We start from the raw sequence: 16987 nt of genomic DNA on the forward strand, positions 1-16987 counted from the left end.
CCGATGACCGAAGCCGCGGCGCCGCAGCGGACTGCGGCCGACGAGGTGCGGCGCGTGCGCGCCGTGATCGGCGGCGCGGCGGTCGATGGCGAGGAAACCTTCCGGACCATCGACCCCTATCGCCAGACCCCGGTCGCCGAGGTGACGCAGGCGGGCGGGCGCGAAGTGGCGGCCGCGGTCGCGGCTGCGCGGGCTGCGGCGCCCCAGGTTGCGGCCACGCCGGCCCGCGCGCGCGCCGCCATGCTGCGGCGGGCCGCCGCCGCGATCGAGGCCCGCGGCGAGGCCCTCGCCCAGATCATGGCGCTGGAGACCGGAAAGGCGATCCGCGACGCCCGCCGCGAGGTGGCGCGCTGCCCGGGGACCCTGGACTTGTGCGCCGAGGAAGCGGTGCGCATCGAGGGCGCCCACATCCCCATGGATGCGAGCGAAACCGGGGCCGGCAAGCTCGGCGTGGTGCTGCGCTTCCCGCTCGGCGTGGTGGCTGCGATCACGCCCTACAACGCCCCGCTCAACCTCGTCTGCCACAAGGTGGGGCCGGCGCTGGCCGCCGGCAACGCGGTGGTGCTCAAGCCCGCGCCCCAGGCGTCCGCCACCGTGGCGGCGCTAATGGAGGCGTTCCGCGAGGCCGATCTCCCGGACGGCTGGCTGAACACGATCTATGGCGACGCGGCCGGACGCCTTCTGGTGGAGGCGCCCGGCATCGACGCGGTCTCCTTCACCGGCTCGACCGCGGTCGGCGCGCGCATCCGCGCCGCCGTGCCGCTCAAGCCGGTGGTGCTGGAGCTCGGCGGCAACGGCTTCACCATCGTGCATCACGACGCGGATCTCGATGCCGCCGCCGGCCTTTGCGCGTCCAACGCCATGCGCCTTGCCGGCCAGAGCTGCATCTCGGTGCAGAACGTGTGCATCGCGCGGCCCGTGTTCGACCGCTTCGCGGCGCAGGTGCGCGCTCAGGTGGCGCGGCTGAAGGCCGGCGATCCCCTCGATGAGGACACCGATGTCGGCCCGGTGATCTCCGCGTCGGCGGCCGAGGCCATTGCCGCGCGGGTGGAGGCGGCGGCCAAGGCGGGTGCGGAGATTCTGTGCGGCGGCGGACGGCGCGGCGCGCTGGTCGAGCCCACCGTGCTGCGCCTCGGCGCGGCGGGCGGGCCGACGTTCGACGAGGAAGTGTTCGGCCCGGTGATGAACCTCGTCGCCTATGACGATCTCGCCGAGCCGGTCGCTTGGGTGAACCGCGGGCGCTACGGGCTCCAGGCCGGCGTCTTCACCGGCTCGCTCGCCGTCGGCATGCAGCTCGCCCGGTCGCTGCGGGTCGGCGGCGTGATCCTGAACGGCTCCTCGACCTGGCGCTCAGACCAGGCGCCCTACGGCGGCGTCAAGGACAGCGGCTCGGGCCGCGAGGGGCCGCGCTACGCCATCCGCGACATGACGGAAGAGCGCTTCCTCGTCATCAATCATTGAGGACCCGGACATGTTGTTGATCGAATGCGACGGCAAGGCCCTGTTCGAGGCCAGCGGCATTCCCGTTCCCGAACGCGTCGTGGTCACCGGCGGCGCCCGCCCCCCCTTGCCGGGCGAGGGCCCCTGGCTCGTGAAGGCCCAGGTGCCGGCGGGCGGCCGGGGCAAGGCCGGCGGCGTGGTCTTCTGCGCAACGCCGCAGGAGGTCGATCGGGCGCTCGCGCACCTGATCGGTCGCGCCCTGCTGGGCCACGTGGTGCAGGCCTGCCTCGTGGAACAGGCCGCGCGCGGGCGCGAGGCCTATCTGTCCTTGATGGTGGACCCGGCGGAAGGCGCGGCGCGGCTCTCGTTCAGCGACCAAGGCGGCGTGGATGTGGAGGCGGCCGCGCGGGACGGCGGCGCGCTGCTCACCGAGGTCTGCGCGGCCGAGCGGGAGGCGGTCGGCGACGCCATCGAGCGTCTCGCCGCCCGGCTCGGTGCGCAGAGCGCGGCGGGCTTGCGGGCGGTGGGGCCCGCGCTCGCCGACCTGTTCTTCTCCCGCGAACTGCTGCTCGCCGAGATCAACCCGCTGTTCCTCGAGGACGGGCGCCCCTGCGCCGGCGATGCCAAGGTGGTGGTGGATGCCAACGCCATCGGCCGCCAGCCCGAGATCCGGCGCCTCGTCGAGGCACGGCCCGCGGTCTATCCCGACATGTGGCGCAAGCTCAACGAGGGATTCGACTTCATCGACCTCGACCCGGACGGCACCATCGGCCTCGTCACCACCGGGGCCGGCCTCTCGATGATGCTGATCGACGAGCTGACCGCGCGCGGCGGGCGGCCGCTGAACTTCTGCGACCTGCGCACCGGGCAGATGCGCGGGCGCCCCGATCGCCTGATCCGGGTGCTCGACTGGCTCGCCGCCAAGCCGGGGCTCAAGGTGCTGTTCGTCAACATCTTCGCCGGGATCACCGACTTGTCCGAGTTCGCGCGGCTGCTCACCCAGGCGCTGACGCAGTTCCCGCGGCCGGACATTCCCGTCGTCGCCCGCCTCGTCGGCTCCGGCGAGGCCGCCGCGCGCGCCCATCTCGCGGCCGTCCGGCCGGACCTTGCCGCCTATACCGATCTCGACCAGGCCCTCCAGCACGTCATCGCGGTGTCCCGCCCATGATCTCCGCGCTCTTCGCCATCGACCGGAACACACCGGTGATCATCCAGGGCATCACCGGCCGCATGGGCCGGCGCCACGCCGCGCTCATGCGCGCTTATGGCACCAACATCGTCGGCGGCACCTCCGCCCGCGCCGGCGGCATCGCCGAGACGCCGGTGCCGGTCTTCGCCACCTGCGGCGAGGCGGCGGCGGCCACCGGCGCGCAGGCCTCGGTGGTCATGGTGCCGCCCGAGGACGTGCTTGCGGCCGCGAGCGAGGCCATCGCCGCCGGCATCGGTGTGGTGGTGACCGTCGCCGAGGGGGTGCCGGTACACGATGCCCTCAAGCTGAAGGCCCTGGCCGACGCCAGCGGCACGGTCTGGATCGGGCCCTCGACCCCCGGCATGGCCCGGCCGGGGATCGTGAAGCTCGGCTTCCTGCCGGACATCTCGCTCAATCCGGGCGACTGGGCGCTGCTCACCAAGAGCGGGACGCTGTCCTACGAGGTGGGATACCGGCTCGCCGCGCGCGGCCTCGGGCAGAGCATCTGGATCGGCGTCGGCGGCGAAGTGGTGAAGGGCGTGCGCTTCGCCGACCTCGTCGCGCCGCTCGCGGCGGACCCCGCCACCCGCGGCATCCTGCTGGTGGGAGAGGTCGGCGGCACCGAGGAGGAGGAATTCGCCGCGGCCCTGATCCGGCACCGGTTCACAAAGCCCGTGCTCGCCCTCCTCGCCGGCCGCGAGAGCAAGCAGGGCGTCGCCATGGGCCATGCCGGCGCCCTCACCTTCGGCGAGACCGGGACCTTGAGCTCCAAGCGCGACCGGCTGGAGGCAGCCGGCGCCGAGGTGTTCTTCTCCCTCGATGCACTGGCCGCGCGCGCGGCCGCGCTCGCCCCATCGTCCAATCAAGATCAATCCGAGGAACGCGCCCATGGCCGACCTGCAGCAGGCTGACCTCCAGACCGCCGAACCCAACGGCGCCGACGTCATCGTCGAGCACCTGATCGCCGAGGGCGTGCCCTATCTGTTCGGCCTGTGCGGCCACGGCATCGTCGGCCTGATGGAGGCGGCGCGGACGCGGTCGGACCGCATCTCCACCGTCAGCGTCCACAACGAGCAGATCGCCGGCTTCGCCGCGGACGCCTATTTCCGGCTCACCGGCCGCCCGGGCGCCACCTTCACCTCGTGCGGGCCGGGCTCGGTGAACATCCAGATGGCGATCGCCAACGCCATGTTCGATTCCTCGGCGGTGCTCGCCATCACCGGCAACATCCCGACCCAGCAGTTCAACAAGGGGCCGTTCCAGGAATTCGGGCACCACCATCAGGCCGATTTCGTCTCCGCCATGCGGCCCTACGTGAAGCGCAGCTACCAGGCGACGCGGCCCGACATGCTGGCGTCCATGATGCGCCACGCCTTCGGCACCATGCTGGCCGGCCGGCCCGGCCCGGTGCATCTCGACGTGCCGTTCAACGTGTTCCTGGAGACCGCCCCCGCCGCCGCCCCGGACGCGCACGCCTGGCGCGCCGGTCTCGATTTGCGCTCCGCCCCGCCGCCGGAGGCGCTCGACCGCGCGCTCGATTTGCTGGCGGCGGCCGAGCGCCCGCTGATCCTCGCCGGCCATGGCTGCCTGACGGGTGGCGCGGGCGCCGCGCTCGCGGCGCTGGCGCAGGAGCTCGACGTGCCGGTGGCGACGACGCCGCAGGGCAAGGGCGTCCTGCCCGACGACGAGGCGCTGCATCTCGGCCCCACCGGGCGCGACGGCGTCTACCCGGCCAATCGCGCCGCCCGCGGGGCCGACGTGGTGCTGGCGCTCGGCACCCGCTTCGGCGACCGCGGCACCAGCAGCTGGCACCCCGGCGTCACCCACGACTTTCCCCCCGCCCGGCTGATCCATGTGGATTGCGACCCCGCCGTGCTGGGCCGCAACTATCCCACCAGCCTCGGCGTGGTGGCCGACGCCGCGCTGTTCTGCCGGCTGCTGCGCGAGCGCGCGCGGGCGCGCGCCATCGCACCGTCGGCCGCGCGCCGGGCCTGGCTCGCCCGCGCGCAGTCGTGGAAGACACGCTGGCAGGCGGACGTGCAGGGCCAGGCCGCGAGCGCGGACCGCGCGCCCATGCATCCCGCCCGGGTGGTGGCGGAGATCGCCGCCGCGGTGCCGGACCACACGGTGCTGCTCTCCGACATCGGCGCGCACCATTCCTGGTGCGTCCAGCAGATGCCCATGCGGCGCGGCGGGCGCTTCCTGCAGTCGGGGGGCGGCGCGACCATGGGCTTCGGGGTGGGCGGCGCCATCGGCGCGCAATTCGCCATGCCGGACCGCCCGGTGGTGGCGGTGGTGGGCGACGGCGGCATGCTCATGCATGCGAGCGCCATCGCCACCGCCGTGGAGTATGAGCTGCCGGTGGTCTGGGTGGTGTGGAACAATTGCGGCTATGTCTCCATCCGCGACCTGCAGCGCGGCTTCCTCGGCGCCGAGGCGGAATTCCTGACGCGGTTCCGCAACATGCGCACCGGCGAGCTCAGGAGCACCGACTTCGCGGCGCTGGCGCGCGCCATGGGGGCGCAAGGCGTGCGGGCGGAAGCGCCCGCCGATCTCGGGGCCGCCATCGCCGAAGCCCTGCGCGCCGGCGGGCCGACGGTGATCGACGCCGCGGTCTCCGCCGACGCCGCCCGCATGACCGCCGGCAGCTGGGACATGCCGCCGGTCGCCGGGCCCATGCCGAACTATGATCCCGACCCGGTGGAAGGCTGAGCCATGGCGGACACGGTCTCGACTGCCGACGCCATCGCGCCGCCGAAGGGCGCCGCCCGCGCCGCGCCGGACACCGCCCGGACGGAGGTGCCGCGCCATGCCCTCGTGGTGGGGGCATCGGGCCTGCTGGGCGACAATCTCTGCCAGCGCATCGTCGCGACCCCGGGGTGGCAGCTGACGACCCTGTCGCGCCGGCCGCCGGCGGTCCGCGGCTCGGCGCACGTGGCGCTGGACCTGAAGGCGCACGACCACTGCCTCGCGCATGCGGGCGCGTTCGCCGACGTCACCCATGTGTTCTTCTGCGCGCGCGAGCTCTCGAAGGGCTACGGCATCAGCGTCGACGCCAATGGCGAGATGCTCGCCAACCTGATGGACGCGCTCGCCGCCGGCGCGCCCCGCCTGAAGCACGTGCAACTGATGCACGGGCTGAAATGGTACGGCACCCATGTCGGCCCGATCCGGATTCCCGCGCGGGAAACCGACCCGGCGCACACCGATTCGAGCTTCTATCTGCGCCAGCAGGAGGATCTGATCCGCCGCTGCGACAGCGCCGGCTGGAGCTGGTCCACCATCCGCCCGCACTTCCTGTGCGCCTTCGCCACCGGCAGTCCGAGCAACCTCGTTCTTCTGCTCGGGACCTTCGCCGGCCTCCTGCGGGAGATCGGGGACGAGCTCTGGTTTCCCGGCTCGGAAGCCGCATTCGACGCGGTGACCGCATGCGGCGACATCGATCTCGTCACGTCCGCCATGCTGTGGGCCGCCGCGACCGACCGCTGCGCCAACAACGCCTTCAACATCGGCAATGGCGATGTCTTCCGCTGGCGCGACGTGTGGCCGCTGATCGCCGAGACCTTCGCAATGAAACCGGGGCCGGTGCGGCCCACGGACCTGCCGCGCTACATGGCCGACAAGGCGCCGGCGTGGGAACGCATCGTCGCCCGTCACGCTTTGACGCCGACGCCCTTCGGCGAGATGGCGGACTGGAATTTCGCGCAGAACAACGTGTTCGGGCTGGCCTGGGACGTGGTTCCCTCGCTCGTCAAAGCCCACCAATTCGGATTCCACGAGATGGTCGACACCCACGACATGTTTGCGCGCCTTCTCGCCCGCTACCGGGCGGCCGGGATCCTGCCGTGAGCGCCCGCGATGACGCGCCTTTGCGCCTGCCGCGGCTCAGCGCGACCACCTCCACGTTCGGCGGCGCGCTGGAGGGCAAGCTGCGGGCCATGGCGGCGGCGGGCTTCGGCGCCACCGAATTCTGGCCCAAGGATCTGTTCGAGCATCCCGACGGACCCGACGCGGCGGTGGCGCAGCTCAAAGCCTGCGGGCTCGGCGTCTCGGCCTATCAGGCGCTGCGCAACTACGAGGGCGCGCCGGCGCCGGAGCGCGCGCGCAAGCGGGGCATCGCCGCGCAGATGATGGACCAGATGGCGCTTCTCGGCGCGGACCTTCTGGTGGTCGCGTCCAACACGGCCGAAGATGCGAGCCCGGACCGCGCCCGGATGGCGGACGACCTCGCCGGTCTCGGGGATCTCGCCGCCGCGCGCGGCATCCGGATCGCCTATGAGCCCATCGCCTGGGGGCGGCACGTGCGGAGCTTCGAAGACGGATGGGCGGTGGTCCGCGCGGCCAGCCATCCCCAAGTGGGGCTGCTGCTGGACTCGTTTCACACCTTCGTCCTCGATTCGCCGCTCGACGCCCTGTCGGACATCGACGGAGCCAAGATCTTTCTCGTCGAGCTGTCGGACTTCGCCCGCAGCGCGCTGCCCCTGGTCGAGATCGCGCGGCACTATCGCCTGTTTCCCGGCGAAGGCCTCTCGGACGTGAGGCAGTTCGTGCGGCGCGTCCGGGCCACGGGATATGCCGGATGCTATTCGATCGAGATCTTCAATGCCCATTGCCGGGCGTGCGATCCGCCACAGGTGGCGCTGAGGGCGATGGAGGCAACCCGCGCCACCCTCGCCGATATCGCGCCCGAGCTGTTCATCCCGTGAGCCGCCGCCAGCGGCAACCGGGGCGCGCGGCGCCGGGAGCCGGCGCCCGCTTGCCGCGGAAGCGCCGCCTGGCTCCTACTTCTTGACCAGCGGACAGGTGGACAGCGAAAGCGGCTGGAACGCCTGGTCCCCGGGAATGGTGGCGATCAGCTTGTAATAGTCCCACGGGCCCTTGGATTCCGCGGGCGTCTTGACCTGGAACAGATACATGTCGTGGACCATGCGGCCGTCGGCGCGGATCTTGCCGTTCTTGTAGAACACGTCGTTGACCGGGATTTCGCGCATCTTGCGCATCACCGCGTCGGTCTCGTCGGTGCCGGCCGCCTGCACCGCCTTCAGATAGTGCAGCGTCGCCGAATAGGCCCCCGTCTGGAGCATGTTCGGCATCGCCTTCACCTGCTCGAAGAAGCGCCGCGACCATTTCCGCGTGTCGTCATTCATGTCCCAGTAGGAGGCCTCGGTGATGGTGAGGCCCTGCGCCTCCTTCAGGCCGAGGCCATGGACGTCGTTGATGAAGCCGGCGAGCGTGGCGAGCTTCTGGCCGCCTTGGGTGATGCCGAACTGGGCCGCCTGCTTGATCGAGTTGATGGTGTCGCCGCCGGCATTGGCGAGCGCCACCACCTTGGCGCCGGAGCCCTGGGCCTGGAGCAGCGCGGAGGCGAAGTCGGTGGTGCCCACCGGCAGGCGCGTGCTGCCCACCACCTTGCCGCCATTGGCGTTCACCACGTCGCCGGTGTCCTTGGCGAGGCTGTGGCCGAAGGCATAGTCGGCGACGATGAAGTACCAGCTGTCGTTGCCTTGCTGGACCAGCGCGGTGCCGGTGGAATGGGCGATGGCATAAGAATCGTACGCCCAATGGATCACATAGGGGCCGCAGGCGTCGTTGGTGATCCGGATCGAGCCCGGCGAGCTCAAGGCGATGATCTTCTTCTTGTCCTTCGCCACCTCGAGCGCGGCCAGCGCGGGCGAGGAGGAGGCGACGTCGAGGATCGCGTCGACATTCTCGGAATCGAACCACCGGCGCGCAATCGCGCCGCCGATGTCGGCCTTGTTCTGGTGGTCGGCAAACACCACCTCGACGGGCTTGCCGAGCACCTTGCCGCCGAAGTCTTCCACCGCCATCCGGGCGCCGGTGACGGCACCCATTCCGGTGATGTCGGCATAGACGCCGGACATGTCCTCGATCAGGCCGATCTTGACCACGTCGTCGGAGATCTTGGGCGTCTGGGCGCCCGCGGGCGCGGCAGCACCGACGGCCAGCGGCGCCATGGCCGCTGAGACCGCGAGGGCATGGCGAAGGCGTCTCATCCCACGATTTCTCATTGGTGCTTCCCTTTATTGTCGGCCGCAGCAGCCTTCCATCGGCGCTAAGGGGCTGCAGCAATTGCCGGAATCTTAGGGACCGCCAAGCGTGCCGGGCAATGTGCGAAAGCCACAGAGGAAGCGGCCCTGTGTATCCCGCGACGACATAGGGCGACGCTCCTGCCCGGGTCGCTCCGGCCCCGGTTCATCCCTTGGCGCGCGCGGCCCGGCTGGCGAAGGCCGCGAGCCCGCGCCGGGCGTCGTCGCTGGTGAAGGTCCGCTGGCCGATGATTGCCTCGCGCGCGAACGCCTCGTCCCACGGCGCGTCCTGGAGCGTCAGCGCCGCCTCCTTGATGGCCTGGACGGCGGTGGGACTCAAAGCGGCGATCCCGGCCGCCAGCTCCTGCGCCCGCGGCTCGACGCGGTCCGGCTCCACCACCTCGTTGACGACGCCGTAGCGCAGCATCTCGTCGGGCGAGTACCGCCGGGCGGTCAGCATCATCTCCATCGCATGGGCATAGCCGATCTGCCGCACCAGGCGGACCAGCGTGCCCCCGGCCGGAACGAAGCCGTGGACCGGCTCCGGCAATTGGAACACCGCGTCCGAGGAGGCGATGCGGATGTCGCTCGCCAGCAGGATCTCGAAGCCGCCGCCGATGCACAGCCCGCGCACCGCGCAGATGAGCGGCTTGTGGAAGCGCTGGCCCTTGAGATGGGCGCCATCCCACGCGCTGATGTCGAACCGCCCGCTCGCCAGAGCGGGGATGGATTCCGCGAGGTCTGCGCCGACGCAGAAGGCGCGCGCACCCGCGCCCGCCAGCACCACGGCGTTCACCGCCGCGTCGTCCCGCGCCGTGGCGAAGGCGGCGCCGAGGTCTTCGTACATCTTGAGCGACAGCGCGTTCAGCTTGTCCGGGCGGGCGATGCGGATGGTCGCGACGGCACCGGACGTGGTGTATTCGATGGCCACGTCAGATCACTCCATCCTTGGCGAGCCGCGCCAGATCCTCGGCGGAAAGCCCGGCGAGGCGCCCATAGACGAGGGCGTTGTGCTCGCCCACGCCGGGCGCCTTCGCAAAGGTGGTGGCCGGGGTCGCGGAAAGCTTCACCGGCTGGCCGAACATGCGCACCATTTGCGCGCCCATGGGCACCTTCACGATCATGTCGCGGGCAGCGATGTGCGGGTCCTCGACCACTTCCGCGATGGTCTTGATGGCGCTGAGCGGGATGGTGTCGCCGGCCATCTCCTCGAGCTCCGCCTTGGTGTAGGCGGAGAACCAGCGCTCGAGGATCGGGCGCACGCGGGTCTCCGCGACCACCGGATCGAAGCGCTTCTCCATGGTGTCGATCTCGGGGTCGGCGGCCACCTCGGGCGCCCCGAACATCTGGCAGGTGAGGCGCCAGAACTTGTCGGTGTAGCCGCCGAAGAAGACGTAGCCGTCCTTGCAGGGAAACTGGCCGTAGGGCCGCACGAAGGGATGCTCGCTCCCGAGCGGCGAGGCCACCTCGCCCTTGGTGGTGTAGCGCACCACCGCGTTCTCGGTGAGGCTGAGCACGGAATCCTGCTGGGAAATGTCCACCACTTGCCCGGCGCCGCCGCGCTCCACCGCGCGCAGCGCCGCCAACGTGCCGATGGCGGCATAGAGAGAGGCCGCGAGATCGCCGATGATGGTTCCCACCCGGACCGGCGGACGGTCGGCATAGCCGTTCATGGACCATAGGCCGCCCGCCGCCTGCCCGGTATTGTCGAACGCCGGCCGCGCGGAGTTCGGCCCGGTGCGCCCGAAGCCACTGATGGCGGTGTAGATGAGCTTCGGATTCTCCTGGCGCAGCACCTCGTAGCCGAGGCCCAGCTTCTCCATGGTCCCGGGGCGGAAATTCTCCACCAGAACGTCGACCTCGCGCACCAGCCGCTTCAGCAGCGCCTTGCCCTCGGCGGTCTTCATGTTCAGCGAGATGCCGAGCTTGTTGCGGTTGAACTGGGTGAAGAAGGCGCTGAGCTCGGTGGCATCGCTGGAGACGAAGGGGGGAAAGGTCCGCGCATAATCGGGATCGTCCGGATGCTCCACCTTGACCACCGTGGCGCCGAGATCGGCCAGCAGCATGGCGCAATAGGGGCCGGCGACGACGCGGGTGATGTCCAGAACCTTCACGCCCGCCAGCGGCCCCTGCGCGGCTTCCCCCGATGCGGATTCAAGCGCCGCGGCGGCGGGAAATTCGACCGGCATACCTTCCTCCCTCTTGCCCTTGTTGGCACGGCCGTTCGCCGGCCGAGCGGTTTTGAGCCGAATGGATCGGTCTCGATAGCCGGATCCGGCGGCAGGCGCGACGGGGCCGCGCATCCCCGGCCGCGCGGTCGCTCTCGCCAGTGTGGGACCTCCCGGAAGGCGGAGAAATATACCTGGCGCACATTGAGATGCACCCTCTATGTGCGTTACCTACATTTCCGCACGGGTCCGACGTGCGACATTCGTGCAGCGCCCGCGACCGACGCGACAAGAACGACGCGCCAGGGAGGAACAGATGGCCGTCCATCTCACGAAAGCGCCGGCGTCAGGCCCGGCGACGCCCGACCCCATGGCCTCCTACCGGCGCATCCTGCGCCTGCTCAGCGACAACGCGCCCCTCGCCAGCTTCGACCGCCTGGCGGAGGAGATCCGGCGCGGGACGCGCGACGACGACCTCGTCCGCGAAGTGCTGGCCGACATCGCCGTCGCCGCGCGGCTGCGCGAGAATTCGGAGCAGAAGCGCAAGCGCGAGGGAGAGCTCACGGCGCTCTACGAGACCGCGCGCGACCTTGCGGCCCTGCGCGACACGGACCAGGTCCTGCGCGCCATCGTCCAGCGGGCCAAGCAATTGGCGGGCAGCGACATCGCCTATCTGTCGGCGGCCGACGACGAGCACGGCGACTTCTACGTCCGCGCCACCGAGGGCGTGGTCTCGCGCGATTTCGCGACCATCCGCGTGCCGCGCAACATCGGCGTGTGCGGCAGCGTCGCCAAGAGCCGCAGCCCGTTCCAGTCCAGCAACTATCCCGCCGACACGAAGTTCGACCATGACCGCGGCATCGACCGCGCCACCGCCGGCGAAGGCATCGTCTCCATCCTCGGCGTGCCGCTGGCGCTCGAGACCCAGGTGATCGGCGTGCTGTTTGTCGGCGACCGCTATGTGCGCTCCTACACGCCGCACGAGATCGCCGTTCTGTCCTCGCTGGCCACCTTCGCGGCCCTGGCGATCGAGAATGCCCGGCTCCTGGAAGAGGCGCAGCGCGCCTTGCGCATGGCGCGCCAGGCCAATGCGGCGCTGCAGGCCAAAGCGGAGGATGTCGAGGAGGCGGCGATCGCGCACGAGCAGCTGACCGAGCTGATCGCCCGCGGCGGCTCGCTCGAGGACCTGACCCGGCGCGTGTCGAACCTGCTGAAGGGCGAAGCCTGCATTCTGGACGATCGCCGGCGGCTCACCTGCGGCCAGCTTCCGAGCCAGGTGGCGGACGAGGACATCGCCAAGGCGATCCGCGACAGCGCGGTTCTCGGGCGTTCCGTCCCGCTGCGCGGCATCGACGGATCGGTCACCATGGTGGTGGCGGTTATGGGCGGGTCCGCGCGCCTCGGCGCGCTGCTCCTCACGCGGGCGAAGGCGCTCTCGGAATCGGAGATCCGCACGCTCGAGCGCAGCGCCCTCGTGTCGGGCATCGTGCTCATGTCGCTGGAGCGGGTGGCGCAGGCCGCCTACCGCAACGTGTCGGACATCGTCTCCGCGCTGCTGCGCGGCGCCACCGATCCGTTCTCGCCCGAATGCGCGCGGCAGCTGCCGAGCGGCGTCTCCCTCAGCTGGCCGATCACCCTGCTTCTGGTGGACGCGAGCGATGTCCCCGCGACGCGGATCTCCTCCGCCGTGCGCTCGTCCTTGAGCGCCCGCGACACGATCCTCGCCGAGTTCAACGGCGACGTGGTGATCGTCACCAATGCCGGCAATCCCGCCGCCCTCGCCGGCCGCGTCGCCGAGGTGCTGGACGAGGCGTTCCAGACGCGCTTCAGCATCGTCATCACCGCGCCCATTGCCGCGCTGGACCGCGTCCCGGCCGAGTACCAAGCCTTGCGGCGCGCCTGCGGGCTGATGGGCACGCTCGGCCAGAAAGGTCGGATCGTGTTCGAGAAGACCTTGTCCATCTATGCTTTGCTGTTCGACAAGAAGAGCGATGACGCGACCGAGCAGTTCGTCATGTCGGCGGTGGGACCGATCATCGAGCATGACCGCCGCCGCAGGAGCCAGCTCGCGGCGACGCTCCTCGCCTATATGGACAACGGCCACAGCCTGCAGAAGGCCGCCGCCGCCCTGGGCATTCACGTGAACACCATGCGCCAGCGGCTGGAGAGCATCACCCAGATCGCGCCCACCTGGAGCGAGGCCTCGCGCACCCTCGACATCCATCTCGCCTTGCGCCTGCACGCCATCGGCCAGGCATCCTGATGCCGGCGGCCGATGTCGAAAACCCACGCACCAGAGTGACTTAGATGTGAGCGGTCGACATTGTTCGCCGACGCGCCGACCCCTTACGCTCCACCGCAGCACGCTCGGGGAGGCCTCTTCATGTCCGTCAACAGCCGGATTCCGCAGTTCTACAAGCTTTCGCCCGCCCAGCGCTGGGCGAAGGTTCTCGAGGTCTGCGGCCTCACGGACGACGAGCTGACCCGGATCGGACGCACCGACGATGGCATGCTGTCGATCGCCGACCACATGATCGAGAACGTCGTCTCGACGCTGCCTATCCCCCTCGGCATCGCGGCGAATTTCACCGTCAACGGCCGGGACTATCTGGTGCCCATGGCGACCGAGGAGCCGTCCGTCGTCGCCGCGGCGAGCAACATGGCCGCCGTGGCCCGGCTGAACGGCGGCTTCACCACCTCCAGCAGCCAGCCGATCATGATCGCGCAGGTCCAGGTGGTGGACGTCCAGGATCCCCATGCGGCGCGCCTGCGCCTTTACGAGCGCCGCCAGGATCTCCTGGACCTCGCCAATGCGCAGGACGCCTTTCTGGTCAAGGTCGGCGGCGGCGCGAAGGACATCCAGGTCCGCATGGTCGAGGCCGGCGATCGCACGTTCGTGGTGCTGCATCTCATCGTCGACGTGCGCGACGCCATGGGCGCCAACGCCGTGAACACCATGGCGGAGGCCCTGGCGCCGCTGGTGGCCGAGATCACCGGCGGACGGGTGCGGCTGCGCATCCTCTCCAACAAGGCCGACATGCGCCTGGCGCGCGTGCGCGCCACCTATGACCGCGACGCGCTCGGCGGCGCCGACGTGGTCGACGGCATCCTCGATGCCTATGCCTTCGCGGCGGCCGACCCCTATCGCGCCGCGACCCACAACAAGGGCATCATGAACGGGATCACCGCCGTGGTCCTGGCGACCGGCAACGACACGCGCGCGGTCGAGGCGGGCGCCCATTCCCATGCCGCGGCGGGGGGCCGCTACACCTCGCTGTCCCGTTACGAGAAGGATGCGGCCGGCAACCTCGTGGGCACCATGGAGGTGCCCATGGCGGTCGGGCTGGTGGGCGGCGCCACCAAGACCCACCCGGTGGCGCAGGCCTCGGTCCGGCTGCTCGGCGTCAAGAGCGCCAGCGAGCTGGCCGAGATCATCGTCGCGGTGGGCCTGGCGCAGAACACCGGCGCGCTGCGGGCGCTGGCCGCGGAAGGCATCCAGAAAGGCCACATGGCGCTGCACGCGCGCAACATCGCAATGACCGCCGGCGCCCAGGGCGACGAAGTCGAGGCCGTGACGGCGCGCCTGAGGGCCGACGGCCGGGTCCGTCTGGATACGGCGCTGGAAATCCTCGCCGAGATCCGGGGCTGACATGCGCTCGCGGGACCAGGGCGTCGCGGCGCGCCGTCACAGCATCGGCGACGGGCCGCTCGCGCCGATCGGGCCGGGCGGCAGATGGGCGCGGCGGCGCGCCGCCATGGCGCGGTAGAGACCCTCGAGGCCCGCGGTGTAGCCCACCGGGTCGAACAGCGGCGTCGCCAGGCGGTTGGCGGCAAGCCGCGCCCTGACGGCGTCAAGGCGGCCCGGCTCGCGCGCGAGGCCATGAGCGAGCGCGAAATAGTCGTCGGCGCCCGCCGCCACCAGGTCGCCGAGGCCGACCGCATGGAGGATCGAGCCGGCGACGCGCGAGGCGAACGTCTCGCCCGGGCACGTGACCACGGGCACCCCGGCCCACAGCGCGTCGCTCGCCGTCGTGTGGGCATTGAACGGCGCCGTGTCGAGCATCAGATCGGCGAGCTGGAGCCGCGCGAGATGCGGCGCCTGCGGCAGGTTCGCCGCGAACACCAGACGGCGCGCGTCGACGCCGCGGCGGATCGCTTCGCCCCGCAGGTTGCCGGCCGCGCGCGGGTGGTCCGCCAGCCACAGGACGCTGTCCGGCACCTGAGCGAGCAGACGGCACCAGATGTCGAACACCTCGGGCGCGATCTTGTAGGGCTGGTTGAAGCAGCAGAACACGAAGCCGTGCTCCGGCAACCCGGCCTCCCGGCGCCCCGGCCGCGCGCCGAGCGGCGTGCGCCGGCCGTGCGGGTGGTAGGTGTGCGGCATGTAGGCCAGCGCCTCGGCATAGTCGCCCGCGCGCGTTGCCGGCGTGAGGAAGCGGTCGGTCACGAGATAGTCGCAGACCCCCGCGCCCATGGTGCCGGGATAGCCGAGATAGTTCACGATCACCGGCGCCGGGCGCAGCAGCACGATGCCGGTGCGCGCGCGGGCGGTGAAGCCCTTGAGATCGATCAGGATGTCCACCGCGTCGGCGTGGATGGCGCGCGCCGCCGCGCCGTCGTCCAGGCCGCCGACATCGACGAAGCGGTCGCAGGCGGCGGCGAGGCGCCGGCGCATGGCGCGCCCGTCGTCCGCGCCGAAGGAATAGGCGAACACCTCGAAGTCCGCGCGCGCGTGCGCCTCGAGCACCTCCACCAGGAGGTGCGCGGTGGCGTGCTCCTGAAAGTCGTTGGAGAGATAGCCGAGGCGGATCTTGCGCGCGCCGGGATCGGGGAAGGCGAAGTCCAGCTCCGCGCGGGCGATGCGGGCCGCCGCGCGGCGCTCGCGGGTCCACAGCTCCGAGCAGGCGCGCTGCTGAAGCGCGCTGATGCCGGGCACCGACAGCAGGTGGAACGGGGGAAGGCGGTGGCCAATGCCCTCCGCGAGCGCCGCCTCGAGGGTGCGGTCGTCGGCCTCGAGCTCGCTCCACTCGCACATGCCGCGCTTGCGGCCGAAGCTGTCTTTGCGCCTGCTGTCCTTGCGCCCGAAGCTGTCCATGCGTCCTTCCGCTTGGCCGCCGGCCCCCGGCGACGGTCGCGGAAGGCGTCTGTCCCGCCGCACGGACGGCGCCGCGGCCCGCGGATCAGACCCCCCGAGCATAGCAAGAACCGCGCCGCGCCGGGGGAATGGCCTCAAGGCCCCGCCGGGCCGGCGCCGCCTTCGCCCGCGCACGCGGCCAAAGCGCGCGGCAGCACGGCAGCGATGCGCGCGCCCCAGGCCGTCTGGTCGGCGGCGCCGGCGATCAGATCCTGCCGGATCTCGATGCCCACATGGAGGATGCCGCGTCGCTCTCCATGCACGGGGATGGTCCAGTCTGTCGCATCGCCGACATCGTAGGGCGCGTTGTCGCCGACCGTCAGCCCGCCCTCTTGGCGCAGCAGCGCGAGCAGCGGGCGGGCGAGCCGGGCGTCGCGGTGATAGAGCACCCCCACCTCCCAGGGACGCCGCAGGCCGCCGAACACCGGCGTGAAGCTGTGCATGGCGATCAGGACGGCGCGCCGGCGCTGCGCCTGCCGCCGATCGAGCTCGGCGGCGATGCGCGCGTGGTAGGGGGCAAAGATCTGCGCCTCGCGCCCCTGCCGCGCCGCGGCATCGAGGCCGGCATTGCCCGGCACCGCGGACCCGTCGCTCGCCTCCGGGATCGACTGGGGCGTGCCCGGCGGCCGGTTGCAGTCGATGACGAGGCGGGAATAATTCTGTTGCACCAGCGTCGCATCGAGTAGGTCTGACAGGGTGCGGCAGACCCCGGCGATGCCGATATCCCACGCAATGTGGCGCCCGCGGTCCACGGCTCCGAGGCCGAGGTCGCCCACCGCTTGCGGCAAAGCGTTCCCCGCGTGGTCCGCAACGATGAGGAACGCGGAGCCGCCATCGGCATTGAACACGCAGACCGGCGGAACGTCGTCCGCCGCCAGCAAGGAGCCCGTCCCGTTCACGTCATGAAGCCTTTCCGGCATCTGCCGCGCCCATGGCGCGACGTTTCGAGTGGCACGAGGCAGGGCGCGGAACCCGATCCGGCGGCACCCCGCCGGCGCGGCGATCGCGC

The 16987-nt window shown here is 71.1% G+C and carries 13 protein-coding genes; 8 read left to right on the top strand and 5 right to left on the bottom strand.

Annotation, left to right across the window (positions count from 1 at the left end; translation table 11 throughout):
* Positions 1 to 3: 3 nt before the first annotated feature.
* From ABLE88_RS06565 to ABLE88_RS06590, 6 genes are read left to right on the top strand one after another with little or no spacing between them, the layout of a single operon-like run.
* The gene (locus ABLE88_RS06565; protein WP_348830636.1) at positions 4 to 1461 is read left to right on the top strand and encodes an aldehyde dehydrogenase family protein; all 1458 of its coding nucleotides are present in this window, start codon (positions 4 to 6) and stop codon (positions 1459 to 1461) included.
* Positions 1462 to 1471: 10 nt separating this feature from the next.
* A complete protein-coding gene (locus tag ABLE88_RS06570) occupies positions 1472 to 2608 on the top strand; it encodes an ATP-grasp domain-containing protein (RefSeq protein ID WP_348830637.1) in 1137 nt (378 codons plus the stop codon).
* Entirely contained in the window at positions 2605 to 3540 is a 936-nt protein-coding gene (locus tag ABLE88_RS06575; protein ID WP_348830638.1) for a succinate--CoA ligase subunit alpha, read from the top strand. The genes ABLE88_RS06570 and ABLE88_RS06575 overlap by 4 nt, the downstream gene beginning before the upstream one ends.
* The gene (locus ABLE88_RS06580) at positions 3518 to 5341 is read left to right on the top strand and encodes a thiamine pyrophosphate-binding protein (RefSeq protein ID WP_348830639.1); all 1824 of its coding nucleotides are present in this window, start codon (positions 3518 to 3520) and stop codon (positions 5339 to 5341) included. Before ABLE88_RS06575 ends, ABLE88_RS06580 begins: the two co-directional genes overlap by 23 nt.
* A 3-nt stretch (positions 5342 to 5344) precedes the next feature.
* The gene (locus tag ABLE88_RS06585) at positions 5345 to 6478 is read left to right on the top strand and encodes an NAD-dependent epimerase/dehydratase family protein (RefSeq protein WP_348830640.1); all 1134 of its coding nucleotides are present in this window, start codon (positions 5345 to 5347) and stop codon (positions 6476 to 6478) included.
* Positions 6475 to 7335, top strand: coding sequence for a sugar phosphate isomerase/epimerase family protein (locus ABLE88_RS06590; protein ID WP_348830641.1), 861 nt, complete (start codon positions 6475 to 6477; stop codon positions 7333 to 7335). The genes ABLE88_RS06585 and ABLE88_RS06590 overlap by 4 nt, the downstream gene beginning before the upstream one ends.
* 75 nt (positions 7336 to 7410) lie before the next feature.
* Here the strand turns inward: ABLE88_RS06590 and ABLE88_RS06595 are convergent, their stop codons facing one another.
* The 3 genes from ABLE88_RS06595 to ABLE88_RS06605 all read right to left on the bottom strand — a co-directional run bounded on the left by ABLE88_RS06595 (position 7411) and on the right by ABLE88_RS06605 (position 10865).
* Positions 7411 to 8643 (bottom strand): ABC transporter substrate-binding protein, encoded by a 1233-nt coding sequence (locus ABLE88_RS06595; RefSeq protein ID WP_348830642.1) that lies wholly within the window; start codon positions 8641 to 8643, stop codon positions 7411 to 7413.
* 199 nt (positions 8644 to 8842) lie between these two features.
* Entirely contained in the window at positions 8843 to 9607 is a 765-nt protein-coding gene (locus ABLE88_RS06600) for an enoyl-CoA hydratase/isomerase family protein (protein ID WP_348830643.1), read from the bottom strand.
* A gap of 1 nt (position 9608) precedes the next feature.
* Complete coding sequence (locus ABLE88_RS06605; protein WP_348830644.1) at positions 9609 to 10865, bottom strand: CaiB/BaiF CoA transferase family protein; 1257 nt, start codon at positions 10863 to 10865, stop codon at positions 9609 to 9611.
* Between the two features lie 295 nt (positions 10866 to 11160).
* Between ABLE88_RS06605 and ABLE88_RS06610 the strand changes: the two genes are divergently transcribed.
* Both ABLE88_RS06610 and ABLE88_RS06615 read left to right on the top strand, forming a co-directional pair.
* Positions 11161 to 13107 (top strand): helix-turn-helix domain-containing protein, encoded by a 1947-nt coding sequence (locus tag ABLE88_RS06610; protein WP_348830645.1) that lies wholly within the window; start codon positions 11161 to 11163, stop codon positions 13105 to 13107.
* A 120-nt stretch (positions 13108 to 13227) separates the two neighbouring features.
* On the top strand, positions 13228 to 14493 hold the full coding sequence (locus tag ABLE88_RS06615) for a hydroxymethylglutaryl-CoA reductase, degradative (protein ID WP_348830646.1): 1266 nt from the start codon (positions 13228 to 13230) through the stop codon (positions 14491 to 14493).
* A gap of 36 nt (positions 14494 to 14529) precedes the next feature.
* Here ABLE88_RS06615 and ABLE88_RS06620 read toward each other — a convergent pair whose 3' ends face one another.
* On the bottom strand, positions 14530 to 15939 hold the full coding sequence (locus ABLE88_RS06620; RefSeq protein ID WP_348830647.1) for an O-linked N-acetylglucosamine transferase, SPINDLY family protein: 1410 nt from the start codon (positions 15937 to 15939) through the stop codon (positions 14530 to 14532).
* Between the two features lie 134 nt (positions 15940 to 16073).
* Entirely contained in the window at positions 16074 to 16898 is an 825-nt protein-coding gene (locus tag ABLE88_RS06625; protein ID WP_348830648.1) for an N-formylglutamate amidohydrolase, read from the bottom strand.
* Positions 16899 to 16987 lie beyond the last annotated feature (89 nt).

The sequence above is a fragment of the Xanthobacter luteus genome (genome assembly GCF_040049235.1).
Lineage (GTDB): Bacteria > Pseudomonadota > Alphaproteobacteria > Rhizobiales > Xanthobacteraceae > Xanthobacter.

Bases quoted from the DNA above. Each gene is read 5' to 3' on its own strand.
- ABLE88_RS06595 (WP_348830642.1), bottom strand. From the start codon at position 8,643: ATGAGACGCCTTCGCCATGCCCTCGCGGTCTCAGCGGCCATGGCGCCG.
- ABLE88_RS06570 (WP_348830637.1), top strand. From the start codon at position 1,472: ATGTTGTTGATCGAATGCGACGGCAAGGCCCTGTTCGAGGCCAGCGGC.
- ABLE88_RS06580 (WP_348830639.1), top strand. From the start codon at position 3,518: ATGGCCGACCTGCAGCAGGCTGACCTCCAGACCGCCGAACCCAACGGC.
- ABLE88_RS06565 (WP_348830636.1), top strand. From the start codon at position 4: ATGACCGAAGCCGCGGCGCCGCAGCGGACTGCGGCCGACGAGGTGCGG.
- ABLE88_RS06610 (WP_348830645.1), top strand. From the start codon at position 11,161: ATGGCCGTCCATCTCACGAAAGCGCCGGCGTCAGGCCCGGCGACGCCC.
- ABLE88_RS06620 (WP_348830647.1), bottom strand. From the start codon at position 15,939: ATGGACAGCTTCGGGCGCAAGGACAGCAGGCGCAAAGACAGCTTCGGC.
- ABLE88_RS06615 (WP_348830646.1), top strand. From the start codon at position 13,228: ATGTCCGTCAACAGCCGGATTCCGCAGTTCTACAAGCTTTCGCCCGCC.
- ABLE88_RS06575 (WP_348830638.1), top strand. From the start codon at position 2,605: ATGATCTCCGCGCTCTTCGCCATCGACCGGAACACACCGGTGATCATC.
- ABLE88_RS06625 (WP_348830648.1), bottom strand. From the start codon at position 16,898: ATGCCGGAAAGGCTTCATGACGTGAACGGGACGGGCTCCTTGCTGGCG.
- ABLE88_RS06605 (WP_348830644.1), bottom strand. From the start codon at position 10,865: ATGCCGGTCGAATTTCCCGCCGCCGCGGCGCTTGAATCCGCATCGGGG.
- ABLE88_RS06585 (WP_348830640.1), top strand. From the start codon at position 5,345: ATGGCGGACACGGTCTCGACTGCCGACGCCATCGCGCCGCCGAAGGGC.